Source organism: Tenacibaculum jejuense (assembly GCF_900198195.1).
GTDB lineage: Bacteria > Bacteroidota > Bacteroidia > Flavobacteriales > Flavobacteriaceae > Polaribacter > Polaribacter jejuensis.
Genome location: NZ_LT899436.1, coordinates 1,903,739 through 1,924,110 on the forward strand (window position 1 = coordinate 1,903,739; position 20,372 = coordinate 1,924,110).

Here is a 20,372-nt window from a genome sequence, read left to right on the forward strand (position 1 = left end):
GCTACCGTTTTAGCGCCAGGAGCAGGAGTAAGTTACAACAACGTTGCAGAGATTACGGCGAGTGATCAGTTTGATCCAAACAGTACACCAGATAACGATGATGGAGATCAGAGTGAGGACGATGAAGTTTCTTCATTAATTACCCCACAGCAATCAGATTTAAGTTTAGAGAAGTTAGTAAGTGATAGCACACCGAATGTTGGTGATACAGTTACTTTTAGCTTAGTGATCAGTAATGCAGGAACAAGCAATGCCACAGAGTAAGTGTTGTGATGTTGTACCAGCAGGATATAGCGGATTAACTAATCAAATACATGGAGGTTACTGGAGTTATCAGTGGCGGAAACACATTACTGACAGGTTTAAGTGTTCCAAATTCAGGTTCAATTACGTTAACTTTTGAAGCAGAGTTATAGCGGAAAAAACTAATAAATAAGTAGGAGTTACTGGAGTTATCAGTGGCGGAAACACAGTTACTTGGACAGGTTTAAGTGTTCCAAATTCAGGTTCAATTACGTTAACTTTTGAAGCAGTAGTTGATGCGCCAACAGGAACAGCGAATGAATATTTAAATGTAGCCGAGATTACCTCGAGTGATCAATTTGATCCAGATAGTGATCCAACAAGTGATGCCAATACAGATGATAATGGAGATGGCATTGCAGATGATGATGAGGATAGTATTGCAGTAGTTCCAGAACAATCAGATTTAAGTATTGTTAAGGTTATCAGTGATAGTACCCCAAATGTAGGCGATGTAGTTACCTTCACATTAACGGTTACCAATGCAGGTCCAGACCCAGCTACCGGAGTTGCACTTCGTGATGTAGTACCAAACGGATATACTATTGGAGTGATTAACGATAGCGGTATAGCAAGTGGTACAACCATAGACTGGACAGGTTTAAGTGTTCCAAACAACAATGGAAGTATTAGTGTAAGTTATACAGCTACGGTCAATGCTCCAGGAGCAGGAATAAGTTATACGAATAATGCAGAGATTAGCGCTAGTGATCAATTTGATCCAGATAGTGATCCAACAGCCAATTCAGGAGTTGACGATAAAACCGATGGTTTACCAGATGATGATGAGACTAGTGTTACTCCAGTTGTAGAGCAAGCTGATTTAAGTGTTAGTAAAGGCTTAGCAAGCGGAAGTGCTACCCCAAATGTAGGTGATGTTTTAGTCTTTGAATTAACAATAACCAATGCAGGACCAAGTGATGCCACAGGGGTAGAGATCGTTGATACTTTACCAGTGGCTGGATATACTTTAGGTACGGTTAACAATGGCGGAACAGCAGCTGGAAATGTAGCTACGTGGAGTAATTTAAGTATTCCAAGTGGAGGATTAATCACCGTTACTTATGAAGCTACAGTGTTAGCCCCAGTCAGTCCAGCAGATCCAACCCAATATTTAAATGTTGCAGAGATTACAGCGAGTGATCAGTTTGATCCAAATAGTAGTCCAAATAATGATGATGGTGATCAGAGTGAGGATGATGAGACGAATTTCAACATCACTCCACAGCAATCAGATTTAAGTTTAGCGAAGAGTTTTACAGATAATAATGGAAACAATGTAGAAGTAGGTGATGTTCTTACGTTCACAGTTGCTTTAAGTAACGCAGGTACAGATGTAGCCACAGGAGTAAGTGCTGCTGATGTTTTACCAGTAGGATATAGCATTGTAGCAGGTAGTATAGACAATGGCGGAATTTATAACGCAGGAGCTACGACTATCAACTGGAGCGGACTTACGATTCCATTAACAGGATTAAATCTAACGTACCAAGTTACTGTAAATGCTCCAACAGGAGCAGCAGGTGAGTATACCAATGTAGCTCAAGTAACCGGAAGCGATCAGTTTGATCCAAATAGTAGTCCAAACAATGATGATGGCGACCAGAGTGAAGATGATGAAGATAATGCGAGTGTTGTTCCAGGTCAGGCTGACTTAGAGTTATCAAAATCACCAAGTGTTAGTTCACCAAATGTAGGGGATGTAATTACTTATACTGTTACGATTACTAACAATGGTACAAGTGATGCTACAGGTGTATCTGTTGCAGATACGGTTCCAAACGGATTACAAATAGTTACAGTTAATAACGGCGGAACACAGACAGGTAATGTAATTACTTGGTCAGGTTTATCCGTATCAGCTACAGGAGGAAGTAACACATTATCTGTTACCTACACGGCTACCGTTTTAGCGCCAGGAGCAGGAGTAAGTTACAACAACGTTGCAGAGATTACGGCGAGTGATCAGTTTGATCCAAACAGTACACCAGATAACGATGATGGAGATCAGAGTGAGGACGATGAAGTTTCTTCATTAATTACCCCACAGCAATCAGATTTAAGTTTAGAGAAGTTAGTAAGTGATAGCACACCGAATGTTGGTGATACAGTTACTTTTAGCTTAGTGATCAGTAATGCAGGAACAAGCAATGCCACAGGAGTAAGTGTTGTTGATGTTGTACCAGCAGGATATAGCGGATTAACTAATCCAAATACAGTTGGAGGAGTTACTGGAGTTATCAGTGGCGGAAACACAGTTACTTGGACAGGTTTAAGTGTTCCAAATTCAGGTTCAATTACGTTAACTTTTGAAGCAGTAGTTGATGCGCCAACAGGAACAGCGAATGAATATTTAAATGTAGCCGAGATTACCTCGAGTGATCAATTTGATCCAGATAGTGATCCAACAAGTGATGCCAATACAGATGATAATGGAGATGGCATTGCAGATGATGATGAGGATAGTATTGCAGTAGTTCCAGAACAATCAGATTTAAGTATTGTTAAGGTTATCAGTGATAGTACCCCAAATGTAGGCGATGTAGTTACCTTCACATTAACGGTTACCAATGCAGGTCCAGACCCAGCTACCGGAGTTGCACTTCGTGATGTAGTACCAAACGGATATACTATTGGAGTGATTAACGATAGCGGTATAGCAAGTGGTACAACCATAGACTGGACAGGTTTAAGTGTTCCAAACAACAATGGAAGTATTAGTGTAAGTTATACAGCTACGGTCAATGCTCCAGGAGCAGGAATAAGTTATACGAATAATGCAGAGATTAGCGCTAGTGATCAATTTGATCCAGATAGTGATCCAACAGCCAATTCAGGAGTTGACGATAAAACCGATGGTTTACCAGATGATGATGAGACTAGTGTTACTCCAGTTGTAGAGCAAGCTGATTTAAGTGTTAGTAAAGGCTTAGCAAGCGGAAGTGCTACCCCAAATGTAGGTGATGTTTTAGTCTTTGAATTAACAATAACCAATGCAGGACCAAGTGATGCCACAGGGGTAGAGATCGTTGATACTTTACCAGTGGCTGGATATACTTTAGGTACGGTTAACAATGGCGGAACAGCAGCTGGAAATGTAGCTACGTGGAGTAATTTAAGTATTCCAAGTGGAGGATTAATCACCGTTACTTATGAAGCTACAGTGTTAGCCCCAGTCAGTCCAGCAGATCCAACCCAATATTTAAATGTTGCAGAGATTACAGCGAGTGATCAGTTTGATCCAAATAGTAGTCCAAATAATGATGATGGTGATCAGAGTGAGGATGATGAGACGAATTTCAACATCACTCCACAGCAATCAGATTTAAGTTTAGCGAAGAGTTTTACAGATAATAATGGAAACAATGTAGAAGTAGGTGATGTTCTTACGTTCACAGTTGCTTTAAGTAACGCAGGTACAGATGTAGCCACAGGAGTAAGTGTTGCCGATGTTTTACCAGTAGGTTATAGCATTGTACCAGGTAGTATAGACAATGGCGGAATTTATAACGCAGGAGCTACGACTATCAACTGGAGCGGACTTACGATTCCATTAACAGGATTAAATCTAACGTACCAAGTTACTGTAAATGCTCCAACAGGAGCAGCAGGCGAGTATACCAATGTAGTTCAAGTAACCGGAAGCGATCAGTTTGATCCAAATAGTAGTCCAAACAATGATGATGGCGACCAGAGTGAAGATGATGAAGATAATGCGAGTGTTGTTCCAGGTCAGGCTGACTTAGAGTTATCAAAATCACCAAGTGTTAGTTCACCAAATGTAGGGGATGTAATTACTTATACTGTTACGATTACTAACAATGGTACAAGTGATGCTACAGGTGTATCTGTTGCAGATACGGTTCCAAACGGATTACAAGTAGTTACTATAAATAATGGAGGAGTACAGACAGGTAACACTATAAACTGGTCAGGTTTATCCGTATCAGCTACAGGAGGAAGTAACACATTATCTGTTACCTACACGGCTACCGTTTTAGCGCCAGGAGCAGGAGTAAGTTACAACAACGTTGCAGAGATTACGGCGAGTGATCAGTTTGATCCAAACAGTACACCAGATAACGATGATGGAGATCAGAGTGAGGACGATGAAGTTTCTTCATTAATTACCCCACAGCAATCAGATTTAAGTTTAGAGAAGTTAGTAAGTGATAGCACACCGAATGTTGGTGATACAGTTACTTTTAGCTTAGTGATCAGTAATGCAGGAACAAGCAATGCCACAGGAGTAAGTGTTGTTGATGTTGTACCAGCAGGATATAGCGGATTAACTAATCCAAATACAGTTGGAGGAGTTACTGGAGTTATCAGTGGCGGAAACACAGTTACTTGGACAGGTTTAAGTGTTCCAAATTCAGGTTCAATTACGTTAACTTTTGAAGCAGTAGTTGATGCGCCAACAGGAACAGCGAATGAATATTTAAATGTAGCCGAGATTACCTCGAGCGATCAATTTGATCCAGATAGTGATCCAACAAGTGATGCTAATACAGATGATAATGGTGATGGTATTGCAGATGATGATGAGGATAGTATTGCAGTAGTTCCAGAACAATCAGATTTAAGTATTGTTAAGGTTATCAGTGATAGTACCCCAAATGTAGGAGATGTAGTTACCTTCACATTAACGGTTACCAATGCAGGTCCAGACCCAGCAACCGGAGTTGCACTTCGTGATGTAGTACCGAACGGGTATACTATTGGAGTGATTAACGACGGCGGTATAGCAAGTGGTACAACCATAGACTGGACAGGTTTAAGTGTTCCAAACAACAATGGAAGTATTATTGTAAGTTATACAGCTACGGTTAATGCCCCAGGAGCAGGAATAAGTTATACGAATAATGCAGAGATTAGCGCTAGTGATCAGTTTGATCCAGATAGTGATCCAACAAGTGATGCAGCTGCAGATGATTATGGAGATGGAATCAATGATGATGATGAAACAACTGTAACACCTGTAATTAATCAAGCAGATTTATCATTAACTAAGATTGTTGTTGATGGAGATACAACTCCGTTAGTAGGTTCAGAAATTACTTTTGAAATTAGAGTATTTAATGATGGACCTCAAGATGCAACAGGAGTTGAAGTTAGAGATTTATTACCATCTGGTTACGACTTTGTATTATATAGTTCTACAGCTGGTTTATATAACGAAACCACTGGTATTTGGGAAGTAGGTAATATTCCATCAGGAGAATCACAAACACTATTAATTGATGTTTTAGTAAATGCAACAGGAGATTATTTAAATATTGCAGAAGTTACAGCTTCAGATGTATTTGATATAGATTCTGTTCCAAACAACGATGACGGAGATCAAAGTGAAGATGATGAAGATAATGCAATTGTTACACCAGTAATTTCAATAGCAGATTTATCATTAACAAAGATTGTTGTTGATGGAGATACTACTCCATTAGTAGGTTCTGAAATAACATTCCAGATTACAGTAACAAATGATGGTCCACAAGATGCTACAGGAGTTGAAGTAACTGATTTATTACCTTCAGGATATGACTTTGTATTATTTAGTTCTACAGAAGGAACTTATAATGAAGCAACAGGTATTTGGACAGTAGGAAATATAGCGAGCGGAACTTCAGAAACGTTATTGATTGACGTTCTTGTAAATCCTGCAGGTGATTATCTGAATATAGCGCAAATAAGTGCTTCAGATGTTGCTGATGTTGATTCTACTCCAAACAATGATGATGGAGATCAAAGTGAAGATGATGAAGATAGTGCAATAACTACACCAATAATTTCAATGGCAGATTTATCATTAACAAAAGCTGTTGTAGATGGAGATACAACTCCGTTAGTAGGTGATGAAATTACTTTTGTATTAACAGTTAGAAATGATGGTCCACAAACTGCCACAGGAGTTGAAGTAACTGATTTATTACCTTCAGGATACGATTTCCAAACATTTAGTTCTTCAACAGGAACTTATAATGAAACTACTGGAGTTTGGACTGTTGGTAATTTAGCTACTGGAGATGTAGAAACATTGTTAATAGATGTAAGAGTAAACCCAACAGGAGTATATTTAAATACAGCAGAAGTTTCAGCATCTAATGTTGTAGATAGCGATTCAACACCAGGAAATGGTGTAACTACTGAAGATGATTATGCAGAGGCAGTTACAGTACCAGTTCAAACAGTTGCAGATCTTTCGATTAATAAAACTACTGTAGGAGGTATTATTAGTGCACAGCCAGGAGATGCTTTACGTTTCCAAATCAATGTAAGTAATGCAGGTCCAGATAATGCTACAAATGTAGAAGTACTAGATTTATTACCATCTGGTTTTGTTTATCAACAATTTAGTGCAACATCTGGAACTTATGATCCTGTTACAGGATTATGGACTGTAGATGATATTCCAGCTAATGGATCACAAACATTATTTATTGATGTTATTGTAAATACACCAGCAGATGTGCCTGGAGAATTTACAAACGAAACTGAAATTACAGCAGCAGATCAAATCGATCCTGATAGTGATCCTTCAGCAGATAACACAGTTGATGATTTAGGTGATGGAATTGCAGATGATGATGAAGCAAGTTTCACAGTTCAAGTTGGAATTTCTGATTTAGAATTAATCAAATCTGTAAGTAATGTAGATGCAAATGTTGGAGATGTAATTACATTTACACTTCAAATTAATAATGCAGGACCAAATATGGCAACAGGTGTAGCTCTTGAAGATATTGTTCCGATAGGATATAGTAATATTACAAATATCAGTAATGGAGGAGTATTAACAGGAAATACTATAAGCTGGTCTGCATTAAATGTACCGTTAACAGGATTAACAATTACATATGATGCAACTGTGAATATGCCAACATTACAAGCAGGAGAATATCTTAATATTGCGCAAATCGTAGCAAGTGATCAGTTCGATCCTAATAGTACACCTAACAATGATGATGGTGATCAAAGTGAAAACGATGAATCGTCAATTACGATTAACACACCAACAGCCGATATAGCAGTTAGTAAAGATGTAGATACTGCTGAACCAGCAATAAACGATGTGATTAACTTTACAATATCTGTAACGAATCAAGGAAGTTTAGATGCTACATCAGTAGTAATTTCAGAAGCTTTACCAAGTGGATATGAGTATATAACTTCAGTAGCCACAGCAGGTAGTTATGATCCAGCTGCAGGAGTTTGGACAATTCCATCTGTTCCTTCAGGAGCAATTGAATTACTAGAGATTGAAGTAAGAGTTTTAGATGTAAACGATTATGAGAATACAGCATCTTTACAATCTTTAGATCAAATCGATGGAAATCCAAATAACGATAGTAACAGTGCGACAATTACACCAATATGTTTAACTATTCATAACAAATTCTCACCAAACGGAAACGGAGAAAATGATGTGTTCTACATAGATTGTATAAACAATTTCCCTAATAATAAATTAGAAATTTATAACAGATGGGGTAATATAGTTTATGAAAAGCAAGGTTATGATAACAGCTTTAACGGAATATCTAACGGAAGAGCGGTAATCAATAAAGATGAAAGATTACCAATCGGAACATACTATTATGTATTAGATTTAGGCGACGGTTCTGAAGCTAGAGTAGGTTGGTTATATATTGTAAGATAAGATCAAAATCAGATAAAAACTAAAAATAAAAATTGAAAATGTACTTGAAATTTAAAATAGTATTAGTCTTGTTTCTAGTCTTCAGTGCTTTTAGTGCTGAAGCACAGCAAGACCCACAGTACACTAATTATATGTTTAATACGCTATCTGTAAATTCTGCTTATGCTGGTTCTAGAGGTCACTTAACTGTGGTTGGTTTACATAGAACTCAATGGGTTGGAATAGACGGAGCTCCTCAAACACAATCATTAACAATAGAGTCTCCAATTGGTAATAACCTTGGATTAGGACTTGCGTTTGTTCACGATAAGCTTGGGCCATCTAGAGAATTATATCTAGATGCCAACTTATCATATACAATTCGTTTGAATAATGAAAGTAGATTATCTTTTGGATTAAAAGGAGGAGGAAGATTATTAAATGTAGATTTATTTGATGGCTTCCAAAATAATCCAGATGTTGGATCAATTAACAATAAATTCCTGCCCACTTTTGGTGCAGGATTATATTGGAGAAACGATAAATCGTATATTGGTATTTCAGTTCCTAACTTTTTAACCAATAAACATTTTGATCGTGATACCTTTAGTAGTACAAACTTTGATGTAAGTGCCGAAAGATTACACTACTTCTTTATCGCAGGAAAAGTTTTCGATTTAAGTGATAATGTGAAATTTAAGCCAGCTTTCTTAGGTAAATTTGTTGTTGGAGCTCCTGCAATTGTTGATATTTCTGCTAACTTTTTAATTTATGAAAAGTTGAGATTAGGAGCAGCATATCGTTGGGATGATTCCTTTAGTGGTTTATTAGGACTACAATTAACACCTAAATTATTACTAGGATATGCTTACGATTTAACCACAACTCGACTTGGAGATTTTAATTCTGGAACACATGAAATCATGTTAAGGTTTGAATTAAAGACCAAAGAAAAGCAATTAAAATCACCACGTTTCTTTTAAAGTTTATGGCAATGAAAAAATCAATTATACTAATATTCGTTTTAAGTGTACTTAACTTCTCATATGCACAAAATTTTGTTTCAGATAGCTTAGAAATAGAGAGTTCTACTCCTAAAGCTGATAAGTTATTCAAAAGAATGTGGTACAAAGAAGCAGCACAAGCTTACGAAACAGAGCTGAATAGCTTAAATAGAAAAAAAGATAAGAAAGACGATAATTATTTACGTGTTTTAAAAAGAACTGGTGATGCATATTTCTTCAACACAGATATGGAAAATGCATATAGAGTTTACGATAAATTAATTTCAACTTATTATCCAAACATCAACCCAGAGTATATTTTTAGATATGCACATAGTTTAGAAGGTATCGGAAGATATAATGAAGCCAAACGCTGGATGAAAGAGTTTGCAAAAAAGACTAAAAAGTTAGATGATCGATCAGAATATTATGATCAAATAGATCAAACAATTGAAGATGTTTTAAATATTCAACCTCAATTTGTATTGCATAATTTATCTATAAATACCGAGTATTCAGATTTCGGACCAATGTATTACAAGGACAAATTAGTATTTTCTTCTGCTGTTGATTCTTCTAATTATCATACAAGAATTTATCATTGGAATGAACAACCTTTCCTGAATGTATATGTTGGAGAACTTAACGCAATTGAATCTGATATTGATAATACTGAAGATTTTTCTTCAACAATAAATACAAGATATCACGAAGCTATTCTAACATTTACACCAGATCATAAAAGAGTATATTTTACTAGAAATAATTATGATGGTAAACTGAAGAGAGATAAAAAAGGAACAAACCATTTGAAATTATACAGTGCAGATCTAGTAAAAAATGAAGAAGATGAAGAAGAGTGGAGAAATATAAAAGAATTACCTTTTAATAGTGATGAGTATTCTGTTGGTCATCCTACATTAAGTAGCGATGGTAAACTACTGTACTTTGTTTCTGACATGCCTGGATCTATCGGAGGAACTGATATTTTTGTTGTTGATGTTTTTGAAGATGAAGAAAATGATAGTATCTCATCTACTAGATATTCAAAACCTAGAAATTTAGGAGAAAAAATCAATACAGCAGGAAGAGAAATGTTTCCTTTCATAACAGACCGAGCATTATATTTTGCATCAGATGGTCATTTAGGTTTAGGAGGTTTAGATGTGTATGAAAGTAAAATAAATGATAAAACATTTAATAATCCTAAAAATCTAGGATCACCTCTAAACAGTAAATTAGATGATTTTTCATTCATTATAAAAGAAGATTTAAATAGAGGTTTTGTTTCTTCTAATCGAACTACAGGAAAAGGAGATGATGATATTTACTCTTTCGTAAGGGTTCCTATTAAAGAAGAAAAACCAAAATGTGATCAAATTGTAAGAGGTTTCGTTTCAAATGAAGTAACTGGAGAAAGAATAGCAAATGTAACAGTAACTTTATACAGCGAAACAGGAGAGAAGTTAGAAACAACTACAACAGGTTTAAATGGAGCCTATCGATTCAATAAAGTGTTAAATTGTGATACAAAGTATAAAGTGTTAGCAGAAAAAACAGGTTACGGTGAAAAGAACAAACCATTACTTACAGATAAAATCACAGGAGAAACAGTGGTTGCTCTAGGTTTACAAACTGTTGACAAATTAATAGTTGAAGAAGGAGGTTTATTGAAGATAAAAATTGGAATTATTTATTTTGATCTTGATAAATCTTACATCAGAAACGATGCTGCTATTGAGTTAAATAAAATTGTAGTTCTAATGACTCAGTATCCTAAAATGGTCATTAAAATTGAATCGCATACAGATTCTAGAAATACAGACGAATATAATTTAGCGTTATCTGACAGAAGAGCAAAGTCTACCCGAGAATATTTAATTAGTCAAGGCATTGCTACCAATAGAATAGAAAGTGCTAAAGGTTATGGTGAGAGTAGACTTATTAATAAGTGTACTAATGGTGTACCATGTTCAGAAGCAGAACATCAGTTGAACAGAAGATCAGAGTTTATAATTCTGAAGATGTAATTATTTAAATTTATAAATGCGAAAAAGCATCAATTCATTTTTGAATTGATGCTTTTTTTATAGAAAATAAAAGAACCTATTTTAGAGTAATTTTAAATAAATTCAAAATAATTTACTCTATGCATTACACTATCATTTCAAAGTAATTTTGCAAATAAAATATGATTTTTAGTATAGTAGCTATAATTATACAAATGTTAGGAGTATTACTCATTTCGAAGTATGGAGTACCAAATAAAAAATTACACGATGCTCTTAAAGCAGCTTCTACATTAGAAGAAAATGAAGAAACCAAAATTTTTGTAATGTCACAATATGGTTTAATGTTGCTATTACTTGGTTTTGTTTTACAAATATTTAGTATGGTAATAACAGCATTATAATTTTAGTTGTTTCTTTTTTAAATAGAAAAGCATCGCGATTTTGCGATGCTTTTCGTTTGAAAAAAACTACGTAATTGAACAAGTTACTTAATAATCATTCGCTTGCTGTCTACTTTTTTATTGTTTATAATAAGTGTGTTATGATAAACACCAACAGGTAATTTATCGCTATTAATATTTAATTCTACTTCCCCACGATCTTCTAAATTTATTTTAGAAATAATCTTACCAACAGTATTTGTGAAAATCATGTAAGCACTATTAATATCATGAGGTAAAAAATATTTGATAGTAGAAGTACTGCTAAAAGGATTAGGAATATTTTGATATAATTTAGGACTTTTTTGTTTTGTTAGTACACCACCACCAACAGATAATGTTGCATCGCAAGCACAGTTTTCGATAATAACTACACCAAATGCAGATAAAACCATTGTTAGAAATCCTTGGCATTACAGAGAGTATAAGTATGAAGAGTTGAAAGGAGTTTTAAGTAAAGTGTTCACTACTATCTCAATAAAAGGAATTGTAGGAAATAGTAAAACAGATGTGTATTATAAAAATAATGAGACTTCTGTATTAAAAATTTTGAAGTTAGATATTTTCAATTTACACGAAAAATTACCTGCTTGGATACTAAAAATTCCGTACGAATTATTGAATAGAATGAATAGAAAAAAGCTTCTAGAGCAATACAAGTCAGAAGTTATTGATATGAATTCAGAAGATTACACTTTACATTCTTATTCAGAACAAACACTAGATTTCTTTTGTGTTTTAGAAAAATAAAAGGGTACTAAAAAGTAAATAATACATCACAAAAAATCCTTTAGGAAATTATAAAGTACTATTGGTAAAGTCATTCATCTAAAAGAAGTAGAGATCCAATACATTTACAATAGAATTACTACTTGTGTACAGAAAAACAGATGTATAAAAACATAGTAACCTTAATAAATCTATTATGAAAAGCTACAAAACCATTAAATTGTTCTTAGAAAAAATAAAAAACATATTATGTGATTTAGAACCGAATTTGGGTCATGAATTACGATTTCAAAAGAAGTTATTGGATTACAATAAATCAAAATGTAAGTGAACAATATTTAAAAATAGAACTTCAACTAAAAAGAAAACTATTTAGTAAATCTTATAGTTGAAGATATATTACGATAATTTAAATTAGGGGAATTTAGTTGTGATTATTTCACAAATACATAAAAAAACTCAGGAAATTTTCCTGAGTTTTTTTATGTGGACAATTCTAAAAAATTAAAATCTAATACATCATAAAAGATAATTTAGAATACCTATTCAAGCTTATCCAAAAGTATTTTAGCAGTATTAAAATTATAGTTTTTAGAATCTGATGTTATTTTTTTTAATACTTCTTTTAATTTTTTGGTTTTATTGCCTTTTAAATATGTTAAGGCCAAATACCAATCTGCTTTTTTTGCTTGTAAAGTATTAGAGTTTTTTAATAATAAAAACTGCTCTTCAGATTTTTTCAAATCTTGTAAAGCTAAATAAGAAAAACCACAAAGAGAATAAGCAATGGGATTAATAACTTCTGTATTATTTTTCTGATAAGCTAACAATGAATTAATAGCTTCAGTATAATTTTTTTCATCAAAAAAGGTTTGTCCTTTTTGAAGAGCATTGTTGGTTTCATTACGATTTATGGTAGAAGGTAAAGCAGTTATTGCTTCGTTATAATATGTGTCAAAAAGAATAGAATTATCTTCAGAAGAAGTAAAGAAAATCGAATATGACATAGAAATTACAACAATTATAGAAGCCGCTATACTTAAAGGTACATACCATTTTCGATTCTGTGAGGTTTTCACATCTTTTTGGTCTTCAATAACTTCTTTTATAGCAGATGTAACATGCTTAATTTCATCGCTTTTTAAATAATCTTGTATGTCTTTAGCTCTTTGATTTCTTAGAGTAGCTTTACCGTTAAATAACCAATCTTGATCATCATAAATTAATCTCATTTCTTTCTCAAAAAGAAACGCTTCATTTAAGTTCTTATCTACGGTAAGTTGATTTTCAAAAGTTGCTTTTTCATCAGCATTCATTTCATCATCTAAATATCGATCAATTTCTTTTAAAAAATCTTTCATAATTCTTTTAATTCTTTATACCTAGTGTCATTTTGAATGGCTTTGGCAAGTTGAGATTTACAATTAAATATACGTTGTCGCACTACATTATCAGATTTGTAACCAAGCTGAGAAACTATTTTTTTATAGGGAGTCTTTTTAAAAAATAACTGTAGCAATGTTTTACAATTACCTGAAATAGCATTTAGCATTTCTTGAAACAATTCCCATTTTTCTTGTTCTAGTACAGAAAGGGTTAAATCTTCTTCTTCACTTAATAGTTCAAAAACATTTGTATTTGTTACTCTGTTTTTTCGTTTATTTAATTCGCGCTTCCACAAATTTGCTGCAGCGATGTACAAAAAACCGTCAAGCGTACTTTTTATAACAAAAGGTTTGGTCTTATAACGAGCTATAATTTGAATTAATACTTTTTGAAAAATATCTTCTGCATCTTCTACATTACCATTATTTTTCAATACATAACTTTTAATTTTTGGAAAAATAGTACTGTATAGCTTACGAATAACGGCTCTATTTCCTACGGTAATTTCTTTTATAATATCAGATGGGTTTTCTTGCATCCTAATAAAAATGACATTATTATTAATTTTATACTTTTGCGGTAACTTTCTTAGTTTACGGGGAACTATAAGAAAAACAAAATAACATGAAAAAAATAACTGTACAAATTGTAACAGCAATATTCCTATTGTCAAATATAAGCTGTTCTAATGAAAAGGAATTAGTAATTGATGAACAATCACAAAATATTGCATTAGAATTACCTGATAACGCAATAAGTTTGCAAAAAGTTATCAATGATCTTGCTGAAGAATTAGGAAAAACACCAACAAGTAACCGACAAGTAAGTAGCCCAGATCAACCTGAGAATGAAGAAGTTCCAGATCAACCTATCGAAGAAAATTCAGAACCTATTTCTTATAAACAAGTTTTTGTATTATATCCAGAAGAATGGACTGCTATAGATAGACTTTTGTTTTATCAAAGTAAAACAAGAGATTTTGGAGGTTCAATCTTTGTTATACCTAATAGTTGTATAAATGTTGAAACTTGGTATATTCCTGTAACTGTAGATATAAATATACGTATTGGTGGAATAAAAGATAGAGCAAAGAATTTAATTGTAGCTTCAAATTCAGGCTTAAGTGGTGGTGGAAGTGGTAATAATGCAGAGTCAGATGAAGATAACCCTCAATTACCTCCAGGATTTAAAGAACGTTACTACCACTCTTGTGAAGAGGTTATTTTAGGATTGTCAGGTGATAATGGAATATACAAGTAATTATGGGGAATAAAGTATACGCTTCAGGAATAATTTTTATGATATTGACTTTTTTTGTGAGTTGTTCCGATGAAATTACTGTAGATGACAGAGAAAATTCTGATGTTGTTATAAATGAATACCAATTGTCTGATTTACCAGATAATGTAGAAGATTTAAAAGACATTATTGCTAGACAACAAAAAGAATTAGGAATAAAACCTAAACTGAATCAAATGTTTAATGAAGGTTCAAGTTCATATGTATTTGATTTTAGCGCAGACAGTTTTAGGAAGATTTTTATAGTATATCCAAAAGATTGGACGCCAATAGATTACTTTAGATTTATACAAACAATGTTCGCAAAGTATGGGTATGGAATAAAATCTGAACCAAACAATTGTGATCATATCGAAACTTGGTATATACCTATTCAATCTAGGTTTGATCCTATAAATCCTACAGGAGATAGATCAAAAAACTTAATTGTAGCTTCTAATTCAGGTGTGAATGGAAATACAAAAGATGAAGATGAAGATGGTCCACAATTACCGACTCCTACTGTTCCTATTCAAGCAGACTACTATAATTCTTGCGAAGAAATTCTAATACAACAATAAAAATGATTAAACTTTAAATACCATTATGAGAAACATTATTAGTTATTTGTTCTTTTACCTCCTATTATTTTCATTAACCATTAGTTGTACTGATAAATCGGAAAGCGACATGTTAGAAGATGTTGCAGAAGAGAATTTGATAACTGAGTTACCTGAAGATGTAATCAGTTTAGATCAAATTATTTATGATTTAAAAGTTAAAACTGGACAAGGAAAACTTTCAAATAAAGGTTTTGTAGATTTCAATAAATTGGAAGGCGATATTTTTTTTAGTAAAGTTTATGTAGTTTATCCTTTATACTGGTCTGGGACAGATAAATTAGCATTTTATCAGAGTATGAATGAATATTACAGAGGAAGTATATTTGTAACTTTAGATACTTGTCAAGATGTAGACACTTGGTATATTCCAAATAGAGGAAAAGGTAAAGATAGACTTAAGAACTTAATTGTAGCTTCGGAATCGAAATTAAGAGATAATAATAACGGTAATGTAGGAAGCGGTAGTAATAGTAATACTGAAGATTCAGATGATGATGGGCCAAAAGGACCAGAAGAATACAATTATGTTCCAAATATTAGATCTTGTGAAGATATTGATGTGTCGAAATATCAATAAAATTGATAAGTTTACTTTTTAATCAATAAAAAAATAAGATATTTAGAATTCTGAATGTAATATCTAACAAATAGAAAGCAGAATGATGATAAATGAAATAAAATTAAAAAGTAATAGAAATACAATGCAAATACAGAAGAGTATCCTTATGATACTCTTCTTTTATTTTCTATTCTTAAATAAAATTAGTTTTGGTCAAGAAATATCGAAAGAATTTGATTCAATAATTTCATTATCATCTACCATTGAAGAAAAATTAAGCTTATTCGATACCTTATTTAAAACCTATGAAAAGAACAACAACTTTAAACAGTTAGGTGATGAAAGTCATGAATTAGCTAAAAAAATATATAAGAAAGATCTTAACAAATCAGTATTTTTCAATGAACTAGCAATAGCTTCTAAATTGAAAGTGAAACCTTTAGATTCATGTTCTCTAAAAAAGAGTTACTATAATGCAGGTTTCTACAACAAAAAAAATAAAGCGTTTAAAAAAGCAATAGAAGGTTATAAGAAAGTTTTACAATTTGATAATTGTGATGACTTTAATGCAAACGCAAAACGAAATTTAGCGCAATCTTATTTAAGGTTAGCAGTACGCTATTTTGAAGCTAAAGATTATTTTTTAGCGAGTTTGAATTATGAAGAAGCATTAAATAACTTTAATTCAAACAACAAAGTAGATATAATTAATACGCATTTAGATGTAGCAAAAGCGTATAAAAACATTAGAAACAAAGAAGCAGGAAAAAAAGCTATTAATCACCTTCATACGGCAGATTCATTATACAATTTACTTGCAGAGAAACAAGATCAAGCTGAGTTTACAATTTATAATAATTTAGCAGGATTATATTCTTTGTATGGTACAGATTCCGATAAAACATTTCTGTATTATGATAAAGCAGATAAAGTTTTGAAAAGGTTAAATGATCCTAATCAATCTCAATTATTTTATTTAAATCTAGGATTTACTTACGAGAAAATAGATTTAAAGAAGTCTAAAATGTATTTTGAAAAATCTCTAGAATTTAAAGAAGCTAACCAGAATTTTTTAATTAGAACATATATAGGTTTAGGAATTAATGCATCTTTAAGTAAAGATTATAAAACAGCACAAAGCTACTTTTTAAAATCGTTATCTCATTGTTTAAACATTAAACAAATAAAAGAGACAGATGCAATTTCAGATCAGCAATTGATACAAGTTCAAGATAAAGAAGTTTTACTAGAATTATTTAGAAGTCAAATAGAAAATTGGGATCGTTGGGCAGCAGAAAAACCATCTAAAGAAATAACAAAATTAATTTTAGATAAAGCAATTACTAGTGATCGACTAGTAAACCTTATGCTAAAAGAAGATTTGTCTTTTAGTACAAAGTTATTACTTAGAGATTTAGCGTCTGAAATTTATATTCTTGCTTTAGAAGCTTGTTATCAATCTAAAGATGTAGAAAGAGCATTTTATTATGCAGAAAAAAATAAAGCTTTACTATTAATTGAAGATGTTAGAAAACAAAATGAATTAAAAAAAGATACCACTTCAGTTAGTGTAAAGAATTACTTTAAAAATCCAATCCAAACAAAAATTCGTCCATTAGATGATGTACAATTAAATGAAGATGAAATTATTTTACATTATGTAATGGCTGAAAGACTAACGGGTGAAATTCCAGATACCTATTTAATCTTTCTTTCTAAAGAACAGAAAAAGGTATTAAAAATTAAAGCAGTGGAAAAGTTAATCTCTAATGTTCAGTTATTAAGAGAAAAATTAGAAAAACCTTTTACGACTACAGAAGATATAACTTCGTACAAAGAAGTATCAAATTCAATTTATAATACATTAATACCTAATGAAATTCAGAATGAGTTAGGAAATAAAAAAATTACTGTATTGGGAGACCACATCATCAATTTTATTCCTTTTGAAGCTCTAGTAATTAACTCAGATACTATAAAATATTTCATAGAAAATAATGAAATTTCTTACGACTATTCACTAACCTTCTTGAAAGAAAATGAAAATATAGTAAGAGATGCGACTAAGCAGTTTTTAGGAATAGCTCCAGAAAATTTTACAGAGGATTTAGCTTCACTTAAAAACAGTGGAAAAGAAATTGAACTTGGAGAGAAATTTTACAGTGGTGATCTTCTAAAAAAGGATAAAGCTTCAAAAGATAGTTTTATAAAAAATGCTAAAGATTATAAAATTATTCACTTAGCAACACATGCGGATGCTTCTGATGACAAAAATCCTTGGATTGCTTTTAACGATCAGAAAGTAAACTTACAAGAATTAAATTCTATTAGTAATAATGCAGATTTAGTCGTACTAAGTGCTTGTAATACTTCATTAGGAAAAATTAGTAGAGGAGAAGGAGTAATGAGCTTAGCAAGAAGTTTTTTTAGTACAGGAGCAAAAGCAGTAATTCCATCTTTATGGAGTACAAATGATAAAGCTACAACAGAAATAATAGCTAACTTTTATGAAAATTTAAGTAAAGGGAAAACTAAATCAATTGCCTTAAGAGAAGCTAAACTTAATTATTTACAATCGAATTCAGATTCAGAGGCTTCACCATATTATTGGGCACCTTTAATTGTTATTGGAAATAGTAATGGTATTGAACCTCAATCGAATTATTTGCTTGTATATATCTTTATAGGTTTAGTAATATTATTGTTAGGTTTCTTTCTCTTAAAGAAAAAAAGCTAAGAATACATACTTTAATGGATCTTTAAAAGCACCTAATTATTGTGTGTAATCTTAGAGATATTTTGAGTAAAAATCATTTGGTTTAAAATTTTTGGCACGCTACTTGGTATTATGTAAGTGTATATCAAAATAATGATATGCATCTAAAATCAGATAGTATGAAAAAATTTGTTTTACTACTTACGGGAATTTTGTTAGCTACTTTTTCAGCTAAAGCATCAGAGACAACTACAAATGCAACTGCACGTTATTATAATTATGGAAAGTCATTCATTTTTTCAGAAAGCGGAGTCGAGTTTGCTGTTTATCCAGATGGACAATTTGATTTTTATTTAAATGGTTCAAGAGGAGGAGTTAATGTAAATGTTAATGGACCAGGAGTTAATATTAGCTTTAATTCAGGTTATAATTATGATCCTTTTGTACAGTATGATGATTATGGAGCAGTAGTACAAATTGAAGATATTCCGATTTTTTACGATCATTATGGAAGAATTACTCAAGCAGGAGATGTTTTTATTAGATATAACCATTGGGGTCGAGTATCTAGAGTAGGAGGATTGTTTGTAAATTATAATAGTTACGGAGATTTTTTAAACTGTTCAGGTTACATCAATAATTACAACAGATATTATGTTTACAGGCCTTATCACAGATATTTTTCAGTTCCTGTAGTAGATAGATGTGTAGTTTATAATCGTCCTTACAGAAGATTTTATGCACCATACAGATTTTCTTATTCAGTATATAGAAATAATTATTACAATGGGTATTATGCGAGATCTTATAGAAACAGAAACTATTGCAGACCAGGTGTAACAGTTAGAAATTTCAATAGAGGAAGAAGAGTAGCAAGCGCTAGAAATGTAAGATACAGATCAAGAGATAATAGAAGAACTATGTATCAGAGAAATGATCGTAATTACAGTAGAATCAACAGAAATAGTTCTAGAGTAGCTAGAAATATAAATAGAACTACAAATAAATCTCGTTCATTAGCTAGAAATACAAGAACAGTTTCTAGAGATAGAGCAACAACTAGAAACATTTCTAGAAATAGAACTCAAGTTAATACAAGAAATAGAAGTTCTATAGCAAATAGATCTAATTCTAAAGATAGAACATATAAAAGTGTTACAAGAAAAGCTCAACCTAAGAAAGCAAGAAATTATACTAAAACTAGAACAGCTAGCAGAGTAAAAAGAACTCAAAATACGAGATATAAAAATAGAGGAAACTCTACAAGAACAAAAACTAAAGTTACGAGAAGTGTAAGTTCTAATAGATCAAAAGGAAATACTTCAAGATCTAGAGTTGTAAGAAGTAGAAGGTAGATATAAGATCGTTATTTGAAGATTGCTAAAAGGCCACATTGTATGATGTGGCTTTTTTTATTTGTAAATTTTGCTCATTAAAAAACCGAAACATTCAACATGTTTCGGTTTTTAATTTTCTCATTCTTTTTCTTAACCGTTCATAGCAATATCCCCCTCTAGATTAATAGTAGTTGATACTTCCATTGTAATAGTTTTTAGTTAAATATATGTTAACAAGAATGATGCCGAAATACACTTGTACTCTTTTTTTTATCGCTTAAATGCAAAAAAAATACAGATAACTCCTTTTTTTTCTAAAAACATTACAAATGTTTCAAATTTATAA

General features: G+C 32.2%; 14 protein-coding genes. 11 read left to right on the forward strand and 3 right to left on the reverse strand.

Features of this window, described 5'->3' with window-relative positions; translation table 11 throughout:
- The first annotated feature begins 138 nt into the window (after window positions 1-138).
- From AQ1685_RS20635 to AQ1685_RS08485, 5 genes are all read left to right on the forward strand, one after another.
- The gene (locus tag AQ1685_RS20635) at window positions 139-264 is read left to right on the forward strand and encodes a hypothetical protein (RefSeq protein ID WP_394341876.1); all 126 of its coding nucleotides are present in this window, start codon (window positions 139-141) and stop codon (window positions 262-264) included.
- 451 nt (window positions 265-715) lie between these two features.
- A complete protein-coding gene (locus AQ1685_RS08470; protein ID WP_262509597.1) occupies window positions 716-7,963 on the forward strand; it encodes a T9SS type B sorting domain-containing protein in 7,248 nt (2,415 codons plus the stop codon).
- Window positions 7,964-8,001: 38 nt separating this feature from the next.
- Complete coding sequence (locus AQ1685_RS08475) at window positions 8,002-8,925, forward strand: PorP/SprF family type IX secretion system membrane protein (RefSeq protein WP_095071207.1); 924 nt, start codon at window positions 8,002-8,004, stop codon at window positions 8,923-8,925.
- An 11-nt stretch (window positions 8,926-8,936) separates the two neighbouring features.
- Window positions 8,937-10,976 (forward strand): OmpA family protein, encoded by a 2,040-nt coding sequence (locus AQ1685_RS08480; protein ID WP_095075032.1) that lies wholly within the window; start codon window positions 8,937-8,939, stop codon window positions 10,974-10,976.
- 161 nt (window positions 10,977-11,137) lie between these two features.
- Complete coding sequence (locus AQ1685_RS08485) at window positions 11,138-11,359, forward strand: hypothetical protein (protein WP_095071209.1); 222 nt, start codon at window positions 11,138-11,140, stop codon at window positions 11,357-11,359.
- An 83-nt stretch (window positions 11,360-11,442) separates the two neighbouring features.
- Here the strand turns inward: AQ1685_RS08485 and AQ1685_RS08490 are convergent, their stop codons facing one another.
- Window positions 11,443-11,793, reverse strand: a complete 351-nt coding sequence (locus tag AQ1685_RS08490) for a hypothetical protein (protein ID WP_095071212.1) — start codon at window positions 11,791-11,793, stop codon at window positions 11,443-11,445.
- A gap of 43 nt (window positions 11,794-11,836) precedes the next feature.
- Between AQ1685_RS08490 and AQ1685_RS08495 the strand changes: the two genes are divergently transcribed.
- Window positions 11,837-12,148 (forward strand): hypothetical protein, encoded by a 312-nt coding sequence (locus tag AQ1685_RS08495; RefSeq protein WP_095071215.1) that lies wholly within the window; start codon window positions 11,837-11,839, stop codon window positions 12,146-12,148.
- A gap of 521 nt (window positions 12,149-12,669) precedes the next feature.
- On the opposite strand, the gene AQ1685_RS08500 is transcribed toward AQ1685_RS08495, so the two are convergent.
- The gene (locus AQ1685_RS08500; RefSeq protein ID WP_095071217.1) at window positions 12,670-13,488 is read right to left on the reverse strand and encodes a hypothetical protein; all 819 of its coding nucleotides are present in this window, start codon (window positions 13,486-13,488) and stop codon (window positions 12,670-12,672) included.
- A complete protein-coding gene (locus AQ1685_RS08505; protein WP_095071220.1) occupies window positions 13,485-14,051 on the reverse strand; it encodes an RNA polymerase sigma factor in 567 nt (188 codons plus the stop codon). Before AQ1685_RS08505 ends, AQ1685_RS08500 begins: the two co-directional genes overlap by 4 nt.
- An 86-nt stretch (window positions 14,052-14,137) precedes the next feature.
- Between AQ1685_RS08505 and AQ1685_RS08510 the strand changes: the two genes are divergently transcribed.
- The 5 genes from AQ1685_RS08510 (at window position 14,138) to AQ1685_RS08530 (ending at window position 20,044) form a co-directional block, all read left to right on the forward strand.
- Window positions 14,138-14,773, forward strand: a complete 636-nt coding sequence (locus AQ1685_RS08510) for a hypothetical protein (protein ID WP_095071223.1) — start codon at window positions 14,138-14,140, stop codon at window positions 14,771-14,773.
- Window positions 14,774-14,775: 2 nt separating this feature from the next.
- Window positions 14,776-15,372, forward strand: coding sequence for a hypothetical protein (locus tag AQ1685_RS08515; protein WP_095071226.1), 597 nt, complete (start codon window positions 14,776-14,778; stop codon window positions 15,370-15,372).
- 25 nt (window positions 15,373-15,397) lie between these two features.
- A complete protein-coding gene (locus tag AQ1685_RS08520) occupies window positions 15,398-15,991 on the forward strand; it encodes a hypothetical protein (protein WP_157730158.1) in 594 nt (197 codons plus the stop codon).
- A gap of 148 nt (window positions 15,992-16,139) precedes the next feature.
- Window positions 16,140-18,710 carry a CHAT domain-containing protein gene (locus AQ1685_RS08525; RefSeq protein ID WP_162288568.1) on the forward strand — a complete coding sequence of 857 codons (2,571 nt, stop codon included), beginning with the start codon at window positions 16,140-16,142 and terminating at the stop codon, window positions 18,708-18,710.
- Between the two features lie 158 nt (window positions 18,711-18,868).
- Window positions 18,869-20,044, forward strand: a complete 1,176-nt coding sequence (locus AQ1685_RS08530; protein WP_157730159.1) for a hypothetical protein — start codon at window positions 18,869-18,871, stop codon at window positions 20,042-20,044.
- Window positions 20,045-20,372 lie beyond the last annotated feature (328 nt).